At 62.2% G+C, this 18,685-nt stretch carries 21 protein-coding genes; 12 read left to right on the forward strand and 9 right to left on the reverse strand.

Features of this window, described 5'->3' with window-relative positions:
* Positions 1 to 45: 45 nt before the first annotated feature.
* The 3 genes from J2J99_RS04995 to J2J99_RS05005 all read right to left on the reverse strand — a co-directional run bounded on the left by J2J99_RS04995 (position 46) and on the right by J2J99_RS05005 (position 3,343).
* Positions 46 to 537, reverse strand: a complete 492-nt coding sequence (locus tag J2J99_RS04995; protein ID WP_168300748.1) for a GNAT family N-acetyltransferase — start codon at positions 535 to 537, stop codon at positions 46 to 48.
* A gap of 14 nt (positions 538 to 551) precedes the next feature.
* On the reverse strand, positions 552 to 1,967 hold the full coding sequence (tldD, locus tag J2J99_RS05000; RefSeq protein ID WP_168300749.1) for a metalloprotease TldD: 1,416 nt from the start codon (positions 1,965 to 1,967) through the stop codon (positions 552 to 554).
* 713 nt (positions 1,968 to 2,680) lie between these two features.
* On the reverse strand, positions 2,681 to 3,343 hold the full coding sequence (locus J2J99_RS05005; RefSeq protein WP_207600948.1) for an invasion associated locus B family protein: 663 nt from the start codon (positions 3,341 to 3,343) through the stop codon (positions 2,681 to 2,683).
* A gap of 362 nt (positions 3,344 to 3,705) precedes the next feature.
* On the opposite strand from J2J99_RS05005, the gene coxB reads away from it, so the two are divergent.
* From coxB to J2J99_RS05035, 6 genes are all read left to right on the forward strand, one after another.
* Entirely contained in the window at positions 3,706 to 4,590 is an 885-nt protein-coding gene (gene coxB, locus J2J99_RS05010) for a cytochrome c oxidase subunit II (RefSeq protein WP_168302338.1), read from the forward strand.
* An 18-nt stretch (positions 4,591 to 4,608) separates the two neighbouring features.
* The gene (gene ctaD, locus J2J99_RS05015; protein ID WP_168302337.1) at positions 4,609 to 6,309 is read left to right on the forward strand and encodes a cytochrome c oxidase subunit I; all 1,701 of its coding nucleotides are present in this window, start codon (positions 4,609 to 4,611) and stop codon (positions 6,307 to 6,309) included.
* Between the two features lie 67 nt (positions 6,310 to 6,376).
* Positions 6,377 to 7,327, forward strand: coding sequence for a heme o synthase (locus J2J99_RS05020; RefSeq protein WP_168302339.1), 951 nt, complete (start codon positions 6,377 to 6,379; stop codon positions 7,325 to 7,327).
* Positions 7,327 to 7,467, forward strand: a complete 141-nt coding sequence (locus J2J99_RS05025; protein WP_168302336.1) for a hypothetical protein — start codon at positions 7,327 to 7,329, stop codon at positions 7,465 to 7,467. The genes J2J99_RS05020 and J2J99_RS05025 overlap by 1 nt, the downstream gene beginning before the upstream one ends.
* Complete coding sequence (locus tag J2J99_RS05030; protein ID WP_168302335.1) at positions 7,464 to 8,072, forward strand: cytochrome c oxidase assembly protein; 609 nt, start codon at positions 7,464 to 7,466, stop codon at positions 8,070 to 8,072. The genes J2J99_RS05025 and J2J99_RS05030 overlap by 4 nt, the downstream gene beginning before the upstream one ends.
* Positions 8,073 to 8,132: 60 nt before the next feature.
* Positions 8,133 to 9,011, forward strand: coding sequence for a cytochrome c oxidase subunit 3 (locus J2J99_RS05035; RefSeq protein ID WP_168302334.1), 879 nt, complete (start codon positions 8,133 to 8,135; stop codon positions 9,009 to 9,011).
* A 110-nt stretch (positions 9,012 to 9,121) separates the two neighbouring features.
* Here J2J99_RS05035 and J2J99_RS05040 read toward each other — a convergent pair whose 3' ends face one another.
* A complete protein-coding gene (locus J2J99_RS05040) occupies positions 9,122 to 9,385 on the reverse strand; it encodes a hypothetical protein (RefSeq protein WP_097597707.1) in 264 nt (87 codons plus the stop codon).
* A 241-nt stretch (positions 9,386 to 9,626) separates the two neighbouring features.
* Positions 9,627 to 10,268 carry a chloramphenicol phosphotransferase CPT family protein gene (locus tag J2J99_RS05045; RefSeq protein ID WP_168302333.1) on the reverse strand — a complete coding sequence of 214 codons (642 nt, stop codon included), beginning with the start codon at positions 10,266 to 10,268 and terminating at the stop codon, positions 9,627 to 9,629.
* 119 nt (positions 10,269 to 10,387) lie between these two features.
* Between J2J99_RS05045 and J2J99_RS05050 the strand changes: the two genes are divergently transcribed.
* From J2J99_RS05050 to rnhA, 5 genes are all read left to right on the forward strand, one after another.
* Positions 10,388 to 10,768, forward strand: a complete 381-nt coding sequence (locus J2J99_RS05050) for a DUF983 domain-containing protein (protein WP_168302332.1) — start codon at positions 10,388 to 10,390, stop codon at positions 10,766 to 10,768.
* Positions 10,761 to 11,516 carry an SURF1 family protein gene (locus J2J99_RS05055; RefSeq protein ID WP_168302331.1) on the forward strand — a complete coding sequence of 252 codons (756 nt, stop codon included), beginning with the start codon at positions 10,761 to 10,763 and terminating at the stop codon, positions 11,514 to 11,516. The genes J2J99_RS05050 and J2J99_RS05055 overlap by 8 nt, the downstream gene beginning before the upstream one ends.
* Before the next feature lie 63 nt (positions 11,517 to 11,579).
* A complete protein-coding gene (gene ispH, locus J2J99_RS05060; RefSeq protein WP_168302330.1) occupies positions 11,580 to 12,581 on the forward strand; it encodes a 4-hydroxy-3-methylbut-2-enyl diphosphate reductase in 1,002 nt (333 codons plus the stop codon).
* A gap of 53 nt (positions 12,582 to 12,634) precedes the next feature.
* Positions 12,635 to 13,600 (forward strand): homoserine kinase, encoded by a 966-nt coding sequence (locus J2J99_RS05065; RefSeq protein WP_168302329.1) that lies wholly within the window; start codon positions 12,635 to 12,637, stop codon positions 13,598 to 13,600.
* Positions 13,597 to 14,052 (forward strand): ribonuclease HI, encoded by a 456-nt coding sequence (rnhA, locus tag J2J99_RS05070; RefSeq protein ID WP_168302328.1) that lies wholly within the window; start codon positions 13,597 to 13,599, stop codon positions 14,050 to 14,052. The genes J2J99_RS05065 and rnhA overlap by 4 nt, the downstream gene beginning before the upstream one ends.
* Before the next feature lie 179 nt (positions 14,053 to 14,231).
* Here rnhA and J2J99_RS05075 read toward each other — a convergent pair whose 3' ends face one another.
* The 4 genes from J2J99_RS05075 to J2J99_RS05090 form a co-directional block, all read right to left on the reverse strand.
* Positions 14,232 to 15,377: an IS4 family transposase gene (locus J2J99_RS05075; RefSeq protein WP_168302472.1), complete on the reverse strand. Its 1,146-nt coding sequence runs from the start codon at positions 15,375 to 15,377 to the stop codon at positions 14,232 to 14,234.
* 236 nt (positions 15,378 to 15,613) lie between these two features.
* Entirely contained in the window at positions 15,614 to 16,684 is a 1,071-nt protein-coding gene (locus J2J99_RS05080) for a zinc-binding metallopeptidase family protein (RefSeq protein ID WP_168302327.1), read from the reverse strand.
* A gap of 86 nt (positions 16,685 to 16,770) precedes the next feature.
* The gene (locus J2J99_RS05085; RefSeq protein WP_168302326.1) at positions 16,771 to 16,962 is read right to left on the reverse strand and encodes a CsbD family protein; all 192 of its coding nucleotides are present in this window, start codon (positions 16,960 to 16,962) and stop codon (positions 16,771 to 16,773) included.
* A 101-nt stretch (positions 16,963 to 17,063) separates the two neighbouring features.
* Positions 17,064 to 17,669, reverse strand: coding sequence for a YqgE/AlgH family protein (locus J2J99_RS05090; protein ID WP_168302325.1), 606 nt, complete (start codon positions 17,667 to 17,669; stop codon positions 17,064 to 17,066).
* 141 nt (positions 17,670 to 17,810) lie between these two features.
* Between J2J99_RS05090 and J2J99_RS05095 the strand changes: the two genes are divergently transcribed.
* Complete coding sequence (locus tag J2J99_RS05095) at positions 17,811 to 18,650, forward strand: protein-disulfide reductase DsbD domain-containing protein (protein WP_205919337.1); 840 nt, start codon at positions 17,811 to 17,813, stop codon at positions 18,648 to 18,650.
* The last annotated feature ends 35 nt before the right edge of the window (positions 18,651 to 18,685 follow it).

Raw genomic sequence — 18,685 nt, forward strand, 5'->3', positions numbered from 1 at the left:
TGCCGAAACTGGGCGCGGTTTTCGCAACGGCACCCTTATGTTTCGTCACCCGACCTTATAGCGATAGAACTTGCTGTCCACCGCCATCAGTGGAAAGGCGCGGGGCAGGGCACTCTTGGCGATCTCCGCAAAGCCGTTCTTCTCGTAAAAGCGGTGCGCTGCGACGAATTTGTCTGTTGTGCCGAGGAAGATATCGGTGAGGCCGGCATCCCTGCAGTGGACAAGCAGGCGGTCGAGCAGCAGCGCCGCCACGCCGTGCTCGCGGCCGCGAACTTCGGCGGCGACGAACATCTTGCGCAGCGCCGCCTGGTTGTTGCCGATATCCTTCAAGCCCACCGTGCCGACGATCGCGCCGTCCTTGACCGCCACCCAGAACTGGCCTTTGCCGGACTGGTAGAAATCCGGAATGACCCTGAGATCCGGCTGGGCATCGGCGGTGATGTCGATGCCGAATTCCTCGCGCTGGATCGGCAGGATCAACGATAGCACGTCATCGGCGTCGCCTTCGGCAAAAGGCCTGACCTCTATCTCCGCCATCGATCCCTCCCGCCTCAGGTCTGCGTGCCGCCGACGGTGACCTGATCCATGCGCAGATGCGGCTGGCCGACGCCGACCGGGACCCATTGCCCGCCCTTGCCGCAATTGCCGATGCCGGTGTCGAGCTTCATGTCGTTGCCGATCATCGACACCCGCTTCATCGCATCCGGGCCGTTGCCGATCAGCATCGCGCCCTTGATCGGCGCGCCGACCTTGCCGTTCTCGATCAGATACGCCTCGGTGCAGCCGAAGACGAACTTGCCGGAGGTGATGTCGACCTGGCCGCCGCCGAAGGAGACGGCATAGATGCCCTTCTTCACCGAGGCGATGATCTCATCAGGCGTCTTGTCGCCGCCGAGCATATAGGTGTTGGTCATGCGCGGCATCGGCACATGCGCATAACCCTGGCGGCGGCCGTTGCCGGTGGCCGCCATGCCCATCAGCCGGGCATTCTGCCGATCCTGCATATAGCCGACGAGCTTGCCGTTCTCGATCAGTACGTTGTAGCCGGAGGGCGTGCCTTCGTCGTCGATGGTGATCGAGCCGCGGCGGTTGTCGATCGTGCCGTCGTCGACGACGGTGACGCCGGGAGCGGCCACCATCTGGCCGAGAAGGCCGGCAAAGGCCGACGTCTTCTTGCGGTTGAAATCGCCTTCCAGCCCGTGGCCGACCGCCTCATGCAGCATGACGCCCGGCCAGCCGGAGCCGAGCACGACGTCCATCGTGCCTGCCGGCGCATCGATCGCTTCCAGATTGACCAGCGCCTGGCGCAGCGCTTCGTCGGCGCCATATTGCCAGCTGCCCTCGGCGATGAAATCGCCGAAGCCGATGCGACCGCCGCTGCCGTAGGAGCCGCTCTCCTGCCGCTCGCCTTCACCGACCACGACGGAAATGTTGATGCGCGTCATCGGCCGGATGTCGCGCACGCGGTGGCCGTCGGCGCGCAGGATGTCGACCACCTGCCAGCTCGCCGCGACCGAGGCTGTGACTTGCCGCACCTTGTCGTCCTTGCCCCGGAGGTAGGCGTCGATGTCCTGCAGGACCTTGACCTTCTCCTCGAAGCTCGGTTGGCCGATCGGATTCTGGTCGCCGTAGAATTTCTTGTTGGTGCCCTGGGGAGCGGCGGCATAGGTGCCGGAATAGCCGCGCGTCACCGCACCGACTGCATCGGCCGCCCGCTTCAGCGCCGCCACGGAGAGATCGCCGGCATGGGCGTAGCCCACCGCTTCGCCGGCAACGGCGCGAAGCCCGAAACCCTGCTCGGTATTGAAGCTGCCACCCTTCAGCCGGCCGTTGTCGAAAGTCAGCGCTTCTGCCTGCGCATGCTCGATGAAAAGCTCGCCGTCATCGGCGCCGGCGAGCGCCTCGGCGACAAGGCCGCGCATCGTGGCTTCGTCGGCATCGAAAAGCGTCAGGAGATCGGTGGTCATGGTCTGGCTCCAATAGGCATGCGTTCGGGAATGCGCTTCGTCATCTAGATAGGGCTCTACCTTATAAGGAGTGAAGGCCTGCGGTCGAATATTTTCAAAAGCATATCGCGGCTAGGGATGTGATCTCCGCGAGGAATGCAAGGGCGGGGCAGGGATTGCTTCGCCATTGATAAACAAGCCGGGCGAGTTTTTCGGAAATCAATATTCCACTTTCGAAATCCCGGCTTCGGGACAGTCGAATGACGGATCCTTCACAGCGTCATCCTATAACATCCTGTTCTCGAAGCCCGCTGCAGCGCTCAGGGATGAGATCGAAAGGCGCACCGGAAAAAGGCTGGAAATATACTCTCCCACCCGTCCCCGTAACGGTAGTGCAGATGAGATGCCTGGCTATATCGTCGATGCAGGCGACCATTCTGAATATGTTTGCAGCTTTTCCGAATATGATTGAACTCAGAATTCACTGATCGAGCCAAAAGATGACATTTGCGGCGATGGGAGATCGTACAGAAGAACTTATGGGCGCAGTTTGGCGGAAACGTGCCCCCAACCTCCGTCATCCCAGGCCTTGAGCCTGGGATCCATGGTGCCGCTGTCGGAGGCAGGGCGTGGATGCTCGGGTCAAGCCCGAGCATGACGGAGAATGGGGTGAGCTTCTAAGCAAGTAGAGTGACGGAATACGAGCGACGTTCGGCTCGGAAGCTGCCCCCGCCTCACGGCAGAGCGTCAAAACCTTCGGCAAAACCCTTGAGATCGACGGGAATGCCGATGCCTTCTTCTGGAGTCTGGAAGACGATGAAGGTTGCCTGGGCGCCGCTGCGGAAGGTCTTGAGCAGTTCGTCCTCGAGCACGACCTCGGCATAGCAGCCATCGGCGAAGCAGCGCACGAAATAGGCGCGGCCGATATCCTTGCCGTCGACATTGAGGCCGAGGCCGTTCGGCAGCAGCACGCCGAGCGGTGCGAGCACGCGCAGAATCTTCGACTTGCGGTCAGCCGTCTTCAGGACGACGACGGAAAGCCCGACCTCCGGCCGGTCCTCGGCAATGACGTTCTGCATCAGCGCACACTGTTCGGCCGAAGCGCCGGCCGGCTTGTCGCAGACGACGGACCATGCGCCGTGATTGGATTTCACCGTGCCCGGCGCCTGCGGCTGCGTCTGGCTGGGCGTCGCCGGTTCGACTTTAGGGCTGGCGGCGTTCGGCTGTTGCGGGGTGGGGGCAGGGGCGGCCGGGGCTGGCGCGGTGGGCGCGGCCGGGGAGGGAGCGGGTTGCTGTGCGAAAACGGGCGTCGCCGCGGCAGCCGCGATGCTGACAGTCACGACGAGCGACTGCGCGAGGGAACGGAAACCCATGAAAACCTCTGGATATCGAATCATTGCGGCTATTGTTGAAGCTGCCCACCGAAAATGAAAAGCCCCAGCCCGTGAAAACCGGGGGACTGCGGCAGAAATTGGACCTTTCGGCAAGAATGTATGGCGGCCGGATTGGCGGGAAAGGCGTTTTTTCATATGCTGATGAAAAACTTGGGATGTTTCGCCATCCCGGCCTGCCTGCTCTTTAGAGCCCTTCCTGGTCAGAATGCTTCAATCTAAAGAGGAAAGGCTCTAAGCAAAAATGCCGCATAGACAATTGCTCTGGCCTGTTGCGGCAAATGCCAAACTGTGGTTTGAAGCGCTGAAGATGGCAAGGATTCTGCGTTGGTTTTGCAGGTCAAGCGCTCGAGGGAGATAATAAGGTGATGAAGAAGGCTTATGCAGCTCTGACCGCGCTGGTCTGTCTGCTTTTTGCTTCCGGCACATATGCCGACCAGCCGAAGCCGTGGCAGGCGACGCTGCAGCCGGCGGCGACGCCGATCATGCGGGAAATCCACTGGTTCGAACAATATACTCTGTGGTTTATCGTTCCGATCACGCTCTTCGTTCTGATCCTGCTCGTCGTCGTCTGCGTCAAATTCCGCGCCAGCGCCAATCCGGTGCCTTCGAAGACGAGCCACAACACGCTGATCGAGGTCATCTGGACCGTGGGGCCGGTCCTGGTGCTGCTCCTTCTCGCCATTCCCTCCTTCACCCTGCTGACGGCGCAGCTGACGCTGCCCGAAAACCCCGACGTGACGATCAAGGCGACCGCCACGCAGTGGCAGTGGAACTATGAATATGAAGGTTCGGGCGACAGCCCGCTCGCCTTCGATTCCTACCTGTTGAAGGATCAGGACCGCGCCGCCGCCGGCAAGGAAGACAAGTCGATCTATCCCCGGCTGCTGGCCGTCGACAACGAGCTGGTGCTGCCGGTCAACAAGACGGTGCGCGTCCTCGTGACCGCAGCGCCGACCGACGTCATCCACGCTTTCGCCATGCCGTCCTTCGGTATCAAGATCGACGCCGTGCCGGGCCGCCTCAACGAAACCTGGTTCAGGGCCGAGCGCGAAGGCCTGTTCTACGGCCAGTGTTCCGAGCTCTGCGGCAAGGATCATGCGTTCATGCCGATCGCCATCCGCGTCGTCTCCGAGGACAAGTACAAGCAGTGGCTGAGCGCAGCCGCCAGCGACCTGCCCGGCGCCTACAAGACACTCATGGCCGCAACCGATGGTCCCGCAAAGACCGTCGACGTTGCCGAAGCACAGTAATCAAAGGGGATCGGGACAATGGCTGGACCTTCCGCTCACGACGATCATTCTCACGCCCACCACGACCATGCGCATGATGATCACGATCACCATGATCATGGGCACAAGCCGAGCTTTGTGAATCGCTGGCTGTTTTCGACCAACCACAAGGACATCGGCACGCTCTACCTGATCTTCGCGATCATCGCCGGCATCATCGGCGGCGCGCTGTCGGTGGCCATGCGCATGGAGCTGCAGGAGCCGGGCATCCAGATCTTCCACGGCCTGGCCTCGATGGTCTACGGCTACGAGGGCGATGCCGCCATCGACGGCGCCAAGCAGATGTTCAACATGTTCACGACCGCGCACGCGCTGATCATGATCTTCTTCATGGTCATGCCGGCGATGATCGGCGGTTTCGCCAACTGGATGGTGCCGATCATGATCGGCGCCCCCGACATGGCTTTCCCGCGCCTGAACAACATCTCTTTCTGGCTGATCGTTCCGGCCTTCGCGCTGCTCTTGCTGTCGATGTTCGTCGAAGGCCCGGCCGGCGCCTACGGCACCGGCGGCGGCTGGACGATGTATCCGCCGCTGGCGACAAGCGGCACGCCGGGACCGGCGGTCGACCTTGCGATCTTCGCGCTCCACATTGCCGGCGCCTCGTCGATCCTCGGTGCGATCAACTTCATCACCACCATCCTCAACATGCGTGCGCCTGGTATGACGCTGCACAAGATGCCGCTGTTTGCCTGGTCCGTGCTGATCACCGCCTTCCTGCTGCTCCTGTCGCTGCCGGTTCTGGCGGGCGGCATCACCATGCTGCTCACCGACCGCAACTTCGGCACCTCGTTCTTCTCGCCGGAAGGCGGCGGCGATCCGATCCTCTACCAGCACCTGTTCTGGTTCTTCGGTCACCCCGAGGTCTACATCCTCATCCTGCCGGGCTTCGGCATGATCAGCCACATCATCTCGACCTTCTCGAAGAAGCCGATCTTCGGTTACCTCGGCATGGCCTACGCCATGGTCGCGATCGGCGCCGTCGGCTTCGTCGTCTGGGCCCACCACATGTACACGGTCGGTCTGTCGCTCGATGCGCAGCGCTACTTCGTCTTCGCCACAATGGTCATCGCCGTTCCGACGGGCGTGAAGATCTTCTCCTGGATCGCAACGATGTGGGGCGGCTCGATCTCGTTCCGCACGCCGATGCTCTGGGCGATCGGCTTCATCTTCCTGTTCACGGTCGGCGGCGTCACCGGCGTCCAGCTTGCCAATGCCGGTCTCGACCGGTCGCTGCATGACACCTATTACGTCGTGGCCCACTTCCACTACGTTCTGTCGCTCGGCGCCGTCTTCGCGATCTTCGCCGGCTGGTACTACTGGTTCCCGAAGATGACCGGCTACATGTACAGCGAATTCCTCGGCAAGCTGCACTTCTGGATCATGTTCATCGGCGTCAACCTGGTGTTCTTCCCGCAGCACTTCCTCGGGCTCGCCGGCATGCCGCGCCGCTATATCGACTATCCCGATGCCTTTGCCGGCTGGAACTACGTCTCCTCCGTCGGCTCCTACATCTCGGCCTTCGGCGTGGTGGTCTTCCTCTATTGCGTTTTCGAAGCCCTGGCCAAGAAGCGCGTGGCCGGCGACAATCCGTGGGGCGAGGGCGCAACGACGCTCGAATGGCAGCTGCCTTCGCCGCCGCCCTACCACCAGTGGGAACAGCTGCCGCGCATCAAGTAATTTGCGCGGATATCAGGACGCCGCGTTTCACACGGCGTCCTGGCATTGAGACATTCAGGACGGAATGATGACGGTCATCGACAATCACGAGGCGCTTGCAAAGGACGGCGAATTGTCGGAAGCGAGTGCGCGCGATTACTTCGAACTCTTGAAGCCACGGGTGATGTCGCTCGTGGTCTTCACCGCTTTTGCCGGCCTGGTGCTGGCGCCGGGCCACATCAATCCGGTCCTCGGCCTGATCGCCATCCTCTGCATCGCCGTCGGCGCCGGCGCCTCCGGTGCGCTCAACATGTGGTACGATGCCGATATCGACGCCATCATGAGCCGCACCGCCAAGCGTCCAATTCCGGCCGGCCGCATCGCCCCCTCCGAGGCGCTGGCCTTCGGCCTGGTGCTTTCCTGCTTTTCGGTCGCCATTCTCGGTCTTGCCGTCAACTGGCTTTCGGCCGGCATCCTCGCCTTTACGATCTTCTTCTATGCCGTCATCTACACCATGTGGCTGAAGCGCTCGACGCCGCAGAACATCGTCATCGGCGGTGCCGCCGGCGCCTTCCCGCCGATGATCGGCTGGGCCTGCGTGACGAATTCGGTGACGATCGAGAGCACCGTGCTCTTCCTGATCATCTTCCTGTGGACGCCGGCGCATTTCTGGGCGCTGGCCCTCTTCAAGATGCGCGACTATGAGGCCGTCGGCGTGCCGATGCTGCCGAACGTTTCCGGCGAGCGGGTGACCAAGCATCAGATCGTCGCCTATGCGGTGCTGACCGCGATCTGCGCGGTCCTGCCGTCCTTCCTCGGTTTTGCCAGCTTCGCCTACGGCCTCGTCGCTGCCGCGCTCGGCGCGGTCTTCATCTACTGTTCCATCGCCGTCTGGCGCATGCCCGACGGTGATCCGAAGATGATCCCGGCGAAGAAACTCTTCGCCTTCTCGATCTTCTATCTCTTCGCCGTTTTCTCCGCCCTGATGATCGACCGGCTGGCCGCCATGCTGGTCTCCTACGCGGGAGGTTCGTTCTGATGGATCTCGTCAAGCTCACTGAGAAGCAGATGAAGTCGCGCCGCAACCGCAACATCGCCCTCGGGCTAGTGCTTGCCGGCCTCGTTGTCCTTTTCTACGTGATGGCGATCGTCAAGATCGGCGGGGGAATGGCCGGATGAGCGAAACCGCCGCCCCACGCAAGAAGCAGGGACGCAACAACGGCGCCGTCGTCATGATCTGCCTGAGCTTCGTCTTCGGCATGGGCGCGATGAGCTATGCCGCCGTGCCGCTTTACCGCATCTTCTGCCAGGTGACCGGCTATAACGGCACGACGCAGCGCGTCGAGCAGATGTCGAGCGTCGTGCTCGATCGCAAGATGCGCGTCACCTTCGACGCCAATGTCGCGCCCGGCCTGCAATGGAATTTCAAGCCGGTCGAGCGCGAGGTCAATCCGCGGATCGGCGAAACCATCCAGGTCAATTTCGTCGCCGAGAACCGGTCGAACGAGACCCAGCGCGGCCAGGCGGTGTTCAACGTCACGCCGGGCGAAGCCGGCGCCTATTTCAACAAGGTTCAGTGTTTCTGCTTTACCGAAACGGACCTGAAGCCGGGCGAGAAGCTGGAAATGCCGGTCGTGTTCTATATCGACCCTGAAATCGTCAAGGCGGCGGAATCGAAGGATATCCATACGGTGACGCTGTCATATACGTTCTACCCGAGAGAGGGTCCGAAGCCTGTCGCTTCGAATGAGGGTGGAGCGGAAAACATTGAAAAGAAACTTTGATTAAGGCTCGTTTCCGGCTATGCCGGGGACGAAGTGAGGAAGACATCCGGGGATAGCTACATGGCCGATGCGCATCAGAAGAACCACGACTACCACATCATCGATCCGAGCCCGTGGCCGATTCTCGCCTCGCTCGGCGCCTTCATCATGGCGATCGGCGGCGTCTGCTATATGCGTTACCTGAACGGCGGCTCCTTCAAGGTTGCCGGCGCCGAACTCGCCAATCCCTGGCTATTCTATATCGGCCTCGTGCTGGTTCTCTACGTCATGTACGGCTGGTGGGCCGATACGGTGAAGGAAGCCCATGAGGGCGCCCATACCCGCGTCGTCTCGCTGCACCTGCGCTACGGCATGATCATGTTCATCGCTTCGGAAGTGATGTTCTTCGTCGCCTGGTTCTGGGCCTATTTCGACGCCAGCCTCTTTCCGAACGAGGCGATCCAGGCCTCGCGCATGGCCTATACCGGCGGTGTCTGGCCGCCGAAGGGCATCGAAGTCCTCGATCCCTGGCACCTGCCGATCTACAACACCGTCATCCTGCTGCTCTCCGGCACGACGGTCACCTGGGCGCACCATGCGCTGCTGCACAATGACCGCAAGGGCCTGGTCCAGGGCCTGACGCTGACCGTGCTGCTCGGCATCTTGTTCTCCAGCGTGCAGGCCTACGAATACGCCCACGCCCCCTTCGACTTCAAGAATTCGATCTACGGCGCGACCTTCTTCATGGCGACCGGCTTCCACGGTTTCCACGTCCTGGTCGGCACGATCTTCCTGCTGGTCTGCCTGCTGCGTGCGCTCCGCGGCGACTTCACTCCGAAGCAGCATTTCGGCTTCGAGGCGGCCGCCTGGTACTGGCACTTCGTCGACGTCGTCTGGCTGTTCCTGTTCTTCTGCATCTACGTCTGGGGCGGCTGGGGCGCACCCGTCGCAGCCGGCTGATCGGGAGCGATGTTCAAGCGAAAGGCGGGCCTCGGGTCCGCCTTTTCTGTTTTTGGCTCGACGCACCGCGATCGCAGGGCTTGATCCACGGCGCGGCCCCTGACGTCCCGCTACGATTGAGTGAGAATCACCAAGGTCTCCGGCAATACTCCGTCATACTCCATCGCATCCGCCGCCTGCTTGGACTTCATAAATTCCTCCAGGCGGCCCATGTCGGGAACGTCCATGACGAGGCCAACGCGGTTGGACGCCTGTGGATCGACAAACGTACGAATGTTTGTGCAGCCGAGGGGCTCGAAGACCTCTTTGCGGCGCGGTGAAGTGAGCCAATGTTTGACGTCCTTGACGTCGTGATAGGCCAATATGGTAGGCATAGCATCCTCCTCTCAAAGCCAAATGGAACACTACGCCGCGATTGATCACATTGATATTACCCGGATGGGCGGGGCGCGTCGTCGTCGGCAAATGGCAAAGATATCGATGGTCCCGTCGCTTCCGGCCCCAGCTTGGCACCCGTAAGCGGTCATGGTGGCATTTGCCGCCGAACTCGGCGTCGATGCGCGGGTCAAGTCGGTCAAGGCCGAGCTTCATGGAGAGTGGGACGTGCGATTGCCATCAACGCCCGCCAGCGATCCTTTCGAAGGCCGAAGGTCCGGGGATGCCGAGATCGAGGCGTTGGCGGATTGCCTCGGCGCATTCGTGGGCGGTCAGCACCGACGTATCGACCTCCATGTCGTAGATGCCTGGCCGGTGCACCTCGTCCTGCCAGCGCTGCACCGGTTCGGGAACCGGCATGTCTGCAGTGGCGCGGAGATACAGCGTCTCGCGGCCATCTTGGGCAATGTCTCGCCGCTGCATGATCGTCTCGAGCGGACAGCGCACGCCGACGAACAGCACGGAAAGGCCGTCGAGTCGCCGGGCGCAGTCGGGAAGTATGCCGAGTGGGTGCGAATAGCTGTCGTGATGGCCGAGATCGGCGACGACGTTGAGGCCCAATCCGGCATGGATGGCGATTGACTCGTAAAGGGCGGCATAGAGGAACGGTATCAGCTCTTCGAGCTCCGGTCGCTCGCCGCCCGGCCTGAGCCCGATGCCGGGCAAATAGCGCTGCGGCGTCATCGCATTGTAGCCGTCGACGCCGAGGTTGATCCATGGACCCTCGAATTCGTCCTGGATTGCCCGGGCAATGCTGGATTTGCCGCTGCGCGGCGCGCCGTTCAGGATAATGATCTGTCCGGCATGGCTGTCGCTGGTCATCAGTCTTCTTCTTCTGTTTGGCGCGAATCATGAGGCGAAACCGCGCAGGCGTTTCCATTCGGGATGCGAATACTTTATGGGAGAGTTAAGGCAGCATCGAAATTGTCAGAAGGAACGGCATGAACGAGGACAGCGCGCATTTTCCCCCTGTCGATCCTGTTAAGACAGGCATCAAGGGCTGCTGCCCGCGTTGCGGTCAGGGCAAGCTGTTCGATGGCCTGCTCGGGCTAAAACCGCGTTGTGCTTCCTGCGGTCTCGACTATTCCTTCGCCGATTCCGGCGACGGGCCGGCCGTCTTCGTCATCCTTATCGTCGGCTTTATCATTATCGGCATGGTGCTCTGGCTGCAGGTGAATTACGGCCCGCCGATCTGGGTGCATATCCTACTGTTCGGCCCCCTGACCATCATCCTGTCGCTGCTGACGCTGCGCTGGTTCAAGGGCATCCTGATCGCCATGCAATACCGTCATAATGCCCGCGAAGGACGCCTGAGTGACTGAAATCGACCGTGCCGCGCCGCGCCGCCGGATGCCCGTGATAACAGGCATCCTGGTTCTGATCGCCCTTGCCATCCTGATTACGCTCGGAACCTGGCAGCTGCAGCGCCTCCACTGGAAACAGGGCCTTCTTGCCGACATCGCCGCGCGCCAGGCTGCCGCGCCTGTGCCGCTGGCCGATATCGAGGCGATGGCGGCATCCGGCGGCGACATCGAATACCGCAAGGTCACCGCCACCGGCCGCTACATCAACAACAAGGAGCGGCACTTCTTCGCCACCTGGCGCGGCCAGACCGGCTTTTACGTCTATACCCCGCTCGAGCTTGCCGACGGGCGCGTCCTCTTCGTCAACCGTGGCTTCGTTCCCTATGAGAACAAGGAGCCGGAAATGCGCATGCAGGGCCAGTTGACGGATCAGCAGACCGTCACCGGGCTGGCGCGGGCAAAGCTTCCCGGCAAACCCTCCTCGCTGGTGCCCGACAATGACGTCGCCAAGAACATCTTCTACTGGAAGGACCTTGACGTCATGGCCGAAAGCGTCGGGCTGGAGAAGGGCCGCGTCATCCCGTTTTTCGTCGATGCCGATTCGACGCCCAATCCGGCCGGCCTGCCGATCGGCGGCGTCACCCAGGTCGACCTGCCGAACGACCATCTGCAATATGCGCTGACCTGGTACGGGCTGGCCGCCGTGCTCGTCGTCGTGGTGGCGATCTCCTGGTTCCGCAAGCCAGGCAAGACATCCTCGCAATAGTATCGCTTCAATTCTTGGTCATATTGGGCTAGAGGTCCCTAACCCTCTCAATCCGGAAATGACATGAATATTGCGGCGAAACCTCCCTTGACGATCAGGCTCTGCGGGCCGCGCGGATTCTGCGCCGGCGTCGACCGCGCCATCCAGATCGTCGTGCTGGCGCTGAAATCCTATGGCGCCCCGGTCTATGTGCGCCACGAGATCGTCCACAATCGTTATGTCGTCGAGGGGCTGGAGGCCAAGGGCGCCGTCTTCGTCGAGGAACTGGACGAGATCCCGGCCGAACATCGCGCCCAGCCGGTGGTCTTCTCCGCCCACGGCGTGCCGAAGTCCGTGCCGGAGGATGCGGCAAGCCGCAACCTTTTCTATCTCGACGCCACCTGTCCGCTAGTCTCCAAGGTCCACAAGCAGGCGATGCGCCACAATCGCCTCGGCCGCCACGTCGTCCTGATCGGCCATGCCGGCCACCCCGAGGTGATCGGCACCATGGGACAGCTGCCGGAGGGATCGGTCTCGCTGATCGAGACGATCGAGGATGCCGACGCCTACACACCCGCCGACCCGGACAATCTCGGTTACGTCACCCAGACGACGCTCTCGGTCGACGACACGGCCGGCGTCATCGCCCGCCTGCACGAGCGTTTTCCCAACCTGACCGCGCCGGCCGCCGATTCGATCTGTTATGCGACGACCAACCGCCAGGAAGTGGTGAAGCAGGCGGCCCCCGGCTGCGATCTTTTCATCATCGTCGGCGCGCCGAATTCCTCCAATTCCAAGCGTCTGGTCGAAGTGGCGCTGAGGGCAGGGGCGAAGAAATCGATCCTGGTGCAGCGCGCCGCCGAACTCGACTGGGACGAGATCGGCGCGATTTCGACGCTCGGCCTTTCGGCCGGCGCCTCCGCCCCCGAGGTCATCGTCAACGAGATCATCGAGGCCTTCCGCGCCCGCTTCGACGCCCGCGTCGAACTCGCCGAAACGGTGCAGGAAACCGAGAATTTCCTGGTCAATCGCGAATTGCGCAGCATCGAGCTGACGGCGGCCGACATGGCCTTCGTCAACGGCTAGGCCGTCATCCCGGCCCGGCCGTCCATCATCCATAAGCAACGACGAGACCTCACTTGGCAGTCTATACCGATATCGCCGAAGACGATCTGAAGTGGTTCCTGACCGAATATGACGCGGGAAGCCTGCTCTCCTACAAGGGCATCGCCGAAGGTGTGGAAAATTCCAATTTCCTGCTGCACACCTCCAAGGAGCCGCTGATCCTGACGCTTTACGAGAAGCGCGTGGAAAAGACCGATCTGCCCTTCTTCCTCGGCCTGATGCAGCATCTTGCGGCCCGCGGCCTGTCCTGCCCGCTGCCGCTGCCGCGCCGCGACGGCACGCTGCTCGGCTCGCTCTCCGGTCGCCCGGCGGCGCTGATTTCCTTCCTTGAAGGCATGTGGCTGAGAAAACCGGAGGCGAAACACTGCCGCGAGGTCGGCCGGGCGCTCGCCCAGATGCATGTCGCGGGCGACGGTTTCGAGCTGAAGCGCCCGAACGCGCTGTCGCTCGACGGCTGGCGGAGTCTCTGGGAAAAATCCGAGGCGCGCGCCGATGAGGTCGAGCCCGGCCTGCAAGATGAGATCCGCAGCGAACTCGATTTCCTCGCTGCCGCCTGGCCGAAAGGTCTGCCGGCCGGCGTCATCCACGCCGACCTCTTTCCCGACAATGTGTTCTTCCTCGGCGATCAGCTTTCGGGCCTGATCGACTTCTATTTCGCCTGCAACGATCTGCTCGCCTATGATGTTTCGATCTGCCTGAATGCCTGGTGCTTCGAAAAGGACGGCGCCTACAACATCACCAAGGGCACGGCGATGCTCGAGGGTTACCAGAGCGTGCGTCCCTTGAGCGGCGAAGAGATCGCTGCTTTGCCGGTGCTGTCGCGCGGTTCGGCGCTGCGTTTCTTCCTGACGCGGCTTTACGACTGGTTGACGACGCCGGAGGGTGCCATGGTCACCAAGAAGGACCCGCTCGAATATCTCCGCAAGCTGCGCTTCCACCGCCAGATCGGCTCGGCCGCCGAATACGGATTGAGCCTATGAAGCACGTCGATATCTTCACCGACGGCGCCTGCTCCGGCAATCCCGGCCCCGGCGGCTGGGGCGCCGTGCTGCGTTATGGCGAGGTCGAAAAGGAGCTTTGCGGCGGCGAGGCGGATACCACCAACAACCGCATGGAACTGCTGGCGGCAATCTCCGCCCTGCAGGCCCTCAAGACCCCTTGCGAGGTCGATCTCTATACCGACAGCGCCTACGTCAAGGATGGCATCTCCAAATGGATTTTCGGCTGGAAGAAAAACGGCTGGAAGACCGCGGACAAGAAGCCGGTGAAGAACGCCGAACTCTGGCAGGCGCTGGAAGAAGCCCGCAACCGCCACAAGGTGACGCTGCACTGGGTCAAGGGCCACGCCGGCCACCCGGAAAACGAACGGGCGGATGAACTCGCGCGCCGGGGTATGGAGCCGTTCAAGAAGGGCAAGGCGGTTTCGTTCTAAAGGGTGTGAGGTTTTGCCGTTGCGCACCTCTCTCTACTAATGCACTGGCGGCACGAATGTGTCCGTCGGTTCAACCCAATCTCCGTCATGCTCGGGCTTGACCCGAGCATCCACGCCGACACCTACCACAGGGGCATGGATCCTCGGCTCAAGGCCACTGGTGTCCGGTTTAAATTTGGTCACCATTGGAGGCTCATCTGGTGGGGACTGTGTGGTGGCCTGCCGGCGGGTTGCAACAGGCGGTCGATCCTGCGGCGATGCATGAGATTGGCGCGCACCAGGCGGGCGAAGGCGAGCGGGCTTGTGACGGTGGTCTGGTCGGCCTTGGCCATCTGCAGCAGCAGGTATGCGATCAAAGCGACGGCGATCTGGATGCGCACGGCATTCTCGCTGTTGCCGAGGAAATGGCGGATTTTCAGCGTCTGCTTGACCCAGCGGAAGAACAGCTCGATCGCCCAGCGGCGCTTGTAGAGCGCGGCGATCTCTTCTGCCGGGGCATCGAGATCGTTGGAGAAGATGCGCAATATCTTGCCGGTTTCGATCTGCACACAGATCTCCCGAACCGGCCCGCTCATCGGGTTCCTGCGGCTTTTTGCCATGCGCTGCGGCAGAAGGCCGACCCGATCCGACAGGATGGTTCCATCCGGGCTAACCGCTCTTTCCTCGATGACGGCCAATTTGGTATGGGATTTGAGGCGCGTGACGATGCGGCAGCCGGCGGCATTGAGCTTCGCCCACCAGCCGAAATCGTAATAGCCGAGGTCGAAGACATAGGTGGCGCCTGCCTCGATGGGCATGACCTTGGCGGCGGTGATGTCGTTGACATTGGCCGGCGTCACCGCCGCATAGATCGGCCGTTCGGCATTGGCATCGTAGACGACGTGAACCTTGGCGCCACAGGCCTGATCGGAAAAGCGTGCCCAGTGCGATCCCGCTCCGGAAAGGCGCAGGCTGCTGCTGTCGATTAGATGGACCGCCTCGCCGACGGCCCGCTTGAGCCCACGCCCGGCGCGGGACACCATCTGCGCGAACAGCTCGGCGAAAACCGCACTCGGGCGTAGGCCATTGGCGTCGGCAAGGGTCGATCGTGACACCGGTTGGGCGCCGAGATGGTAAAGACCGCTGCTGTGGCTTTGCAGGCCGCCGACGATCTCGCGCAGGCTGACGGCCCCGGAAAGCTGGCCGTAGAGCAGCGCGACCAGCTGGCTCTTCGTCGACAGCCGCCGCACGTGCTTGTCGGCCTGATGCTCCTCCACAAGTCTTTCGAAGGCCGCCCACGGAATCCGCTTCAACAGATCATGAAAGACGCTATTCTCATGCCGCACGGTGTTGCCCCTCTTTCGTGTCCGGGATTGTCGCCAAACATCCGAATACGAGTAGAATCAACACCGTGCGCCTTGTCCACCAAATTTAAACCGGACAGCAGTGGCTCAAGGCCGAGGATGACGGAATATGTGGTGTCGTCCCAGCCAATTCGTCCCCGAAAGCCGACAATGGGCGGAGGCGGACTCATCCGATGACGAGCACGGGATGAGGATGGGAGAGGCCTTGCATCTCACTGCTACGGCGCCGTCGCCGCCCCCTGAATCAGGCGATGCAGATATTCGAGCTTGGCCACGACAGGCGAGGAGAGCACGAAAGGGTAGGAATCCGGCTGGCCCATGCTGCGCTGGATCGCGTTGATCGCCAGGCTGAGCGGCACCCAGGCGCTGACAAGCTGCTCGGCGCTCTGTGCCCTGTAGGGAAGAAAATCGACCTCGCCGGCTATTTCCTCATGGCCGCGCGGATCGATGGCGATGCCAAAGGCGCGGGCGGTCTCCAGCGTGTCGACGATGTGGAGATAATGCGCGAAACATTCGGCGAAATCCTCCCAGGGGTGTGACGCGGCATAGGCACTGATGAAGCTGCCCTGCCATCCCAGAGGCGGGCCATTGGAATAGTGGTTTTGCAGGGCGGCCGCATAATCCTGCCGCTCGTCGCCGAAGACGGCGCGGAAATCGTCGAGGCCGTTCTGGTCGCGCACCAGCTTGTTCCAGATGAAATGGCCGGTCTCGTGGCGGAAATGGCCGAGCAGCGTGCGATAGGGCTCGTTCATCGAGCTGCGCGCCTGTTCGCGGGTGGCGTCGTCGGCTTCGGCGGCGCGAATGGTGATCAGGCCTTCCTCGTGGCCGGTCATGGCGGGCACGACATTGCCGTCGCCCTGCAGCGAATCCTCGAGGAAATCGAAGACGAGGCCGCCTTGCGGATCCTGGGCGCGATCGGGATGCGGCAGCTTCCAGCGCAGCAGTGAATAGAAGAGATGACGCTGCGCCTGGCCGATGCGCCGCCACCGGTCGATGCCGTCCTGTGTGTCGGTGTTCGGCACCAGCCGGTTATGGCGGCAGGCAGTGCAGAACTCGCCGTCGCTGTCGTCCTCCACCAGCCAGTTGCAGATGTCGAGCCCGGCATTGGCGCAGAAGCGCACCTGCCGGTCGGGATTGGCAACAAGCTGCCAGGCCGTCTCGTCGCGCGGCTCCAGCGCATGCATGGCGAGATCGCCGGGCAGGAAGCCGAGGCGATGATTGCAGCGCACGCAGTGGCGGTTGTCAAAGTGGACGACCTGATCGCAATTGTCGCAGGCGAAAAGCTTCATCGTCTTGATCTCGGTAAAGCAGCGGAGGATTAAAAATGCCCGCCGCGCGAAGCGCGGCAGGCATGGTTCAAAGGATGCGCTGTGGTTCAGAGCCGGTCGACGGCGCCCTTGAGCTTGTCCTTGACCTTGCCGGTTGCGACCTGCCCCTTGCCCTTGGCTTCCTGGACGTCGCCCTTGGCCTGCATGTCGCGATCGTCCGTGGCCTTGCCGACCGCCTGCTTCGTCTTGCCGGCAATTTCGTTTGCCTTGCCCGAGATCTTGTCGCTGGTGCTACCCATGTAATATCTCCTTGTCAGCGTCGGACCTCTCGTCCGCGCGGGAAGGAAACGTCACTTGAAGCTATTCGTTCCAGCGATCGCCGGCGCCGGCGCCACAGGCGTCAGGCGTGGCCGGCCTCGGCCGAAAGCATGGCGGCGTTAATGCCCATGCCGGCGAGCGCCCGCTCGTACTTGTCGTCGAGGCTGCGGTCGAAGATCAGTTCCTCATTGGCCGGGCAGGTGAGCCAGCCATTGTTGGCGACCTCGTTTTCAAGCTGGCCGGCGCCCCAGGAGGAATAGCCGAGCAGCATCGTCGCGCGCTTCGGCCCGGCGCCCTTGGAGATGGCGCGCACGATGTCGAGCGTCGCCGTCAGGCAGATGTCGTCGCTGACGGGAATCGAGGAGTCGCTGGCATAATCGTCCGAATGCAGCACGAAGCCGCGGCCGCTTTCCACCGGGCCTCCGGTCTGGATCGGGAAGTCGCGGGCGCGCTGCGGCAGCACGATCGGCTCTTCCTGCTTGATCATGTCGAGATGCAGCAGCACGTCGGTGAAGGTGAGGCTCTGCGGCCGGTTGATGACGAAGCCCATGGCGCCGGCATCCGAATGCGCGCAGATGTAAATCACGGTGCGCGCAAAATTGCGGTCTTCCATGCCCGGCATGGCGATGAGGAACTGGCCATCGAAGAAGCCACGTTCCCGTCTGTTCTTCAGCGTCGATAAGGACATCGTTCCTCCTGCTGCCAGACCGCACCAAGGCCCCGACAAGAGAAAGATGGGCCAATGTCACTAATCAATCAACTGAAAATGAAGATTATGTGGCCGTCCGCTTCTGGCGGCCAAACGGCACTTTCGGTAAACCTTTGTTCCATGATGATTATTTCTTTGGCCCCGCGCCGGCTTTTCATGGCGGTCATTTCGCTTGCCGCGTCCTTCGCCCCGTTTTGTTCTGCGCAGGCGGAAATGAGCGCCTGGGCCGAGGCCGAGGGCGGCCGCATGCGCCTCGTGGCGCTGGCGCCCGGTGCCGACGGCAAAATCCGCGCCGCCCTGCAGATCGAGCCGAAACCCGGCTGGATCACCTATTGGCGCGAGCCCGGCAACAGCGGCATTCCGCCTCAAATCACCATCGCCCCGAGAAGCAACGTGGCGCTCGATGCCATCGGCTATCCCGTTCCCAAGCATTTTTACAAGGGCGGGATCGAGGATATCGCCTATGACGCGCCGGTGACGCTGCCGCTGTCGCTGACGGCATCAGCCAAAGCCCCGGTTGTGGTCGACGCGACGGCCTTCATCGGCATCTGCAGGGATATCTGCGTTCCCTTCCAGGCACACCTGGCGGTGACGCTCGGCCCCGCCACCCAGTCGCATCTGGAGGAGGAGGCGATCCTTGCGGCCGCCGATGCGGCGCTGCCGAAGCCGCCCTCGGCCGATTTCGCGGTCACGGCGCATGCGATCTCGCCGGACAGGAAGACCCTGTCGCTGACGCTCACCCTGCCGTCCGGGGGAAGCGGCGCGCCCGATATCATCGTCACCGGCCCGAGCGGCTACGCTTTCACCAAGCAGATCGGCGGCAAACGCGACGGCGCCACCTTTAAGACCGACATTGCAATCGGCAAACTGCCGAAGGATTATGATCCATCGGGAAAGCGCTGGAGCGTGCTGGTCATCGATGGCGGCAAGGCGATGGAGACCACGCTTGCCTTTGACTGAGCGGAACCTATAGTCGCCTCAGCCACGCCGGCGCC

Source organism: Rhizobium binae (assembly GCF_017357225.1).
Taxonomy (GTDB): Bacteria; Pseudomonadota; Alphaproteobacteria; order Rhizobiales; family Rhizobiaceae; genus Rhizobium; species Rhizobium binae.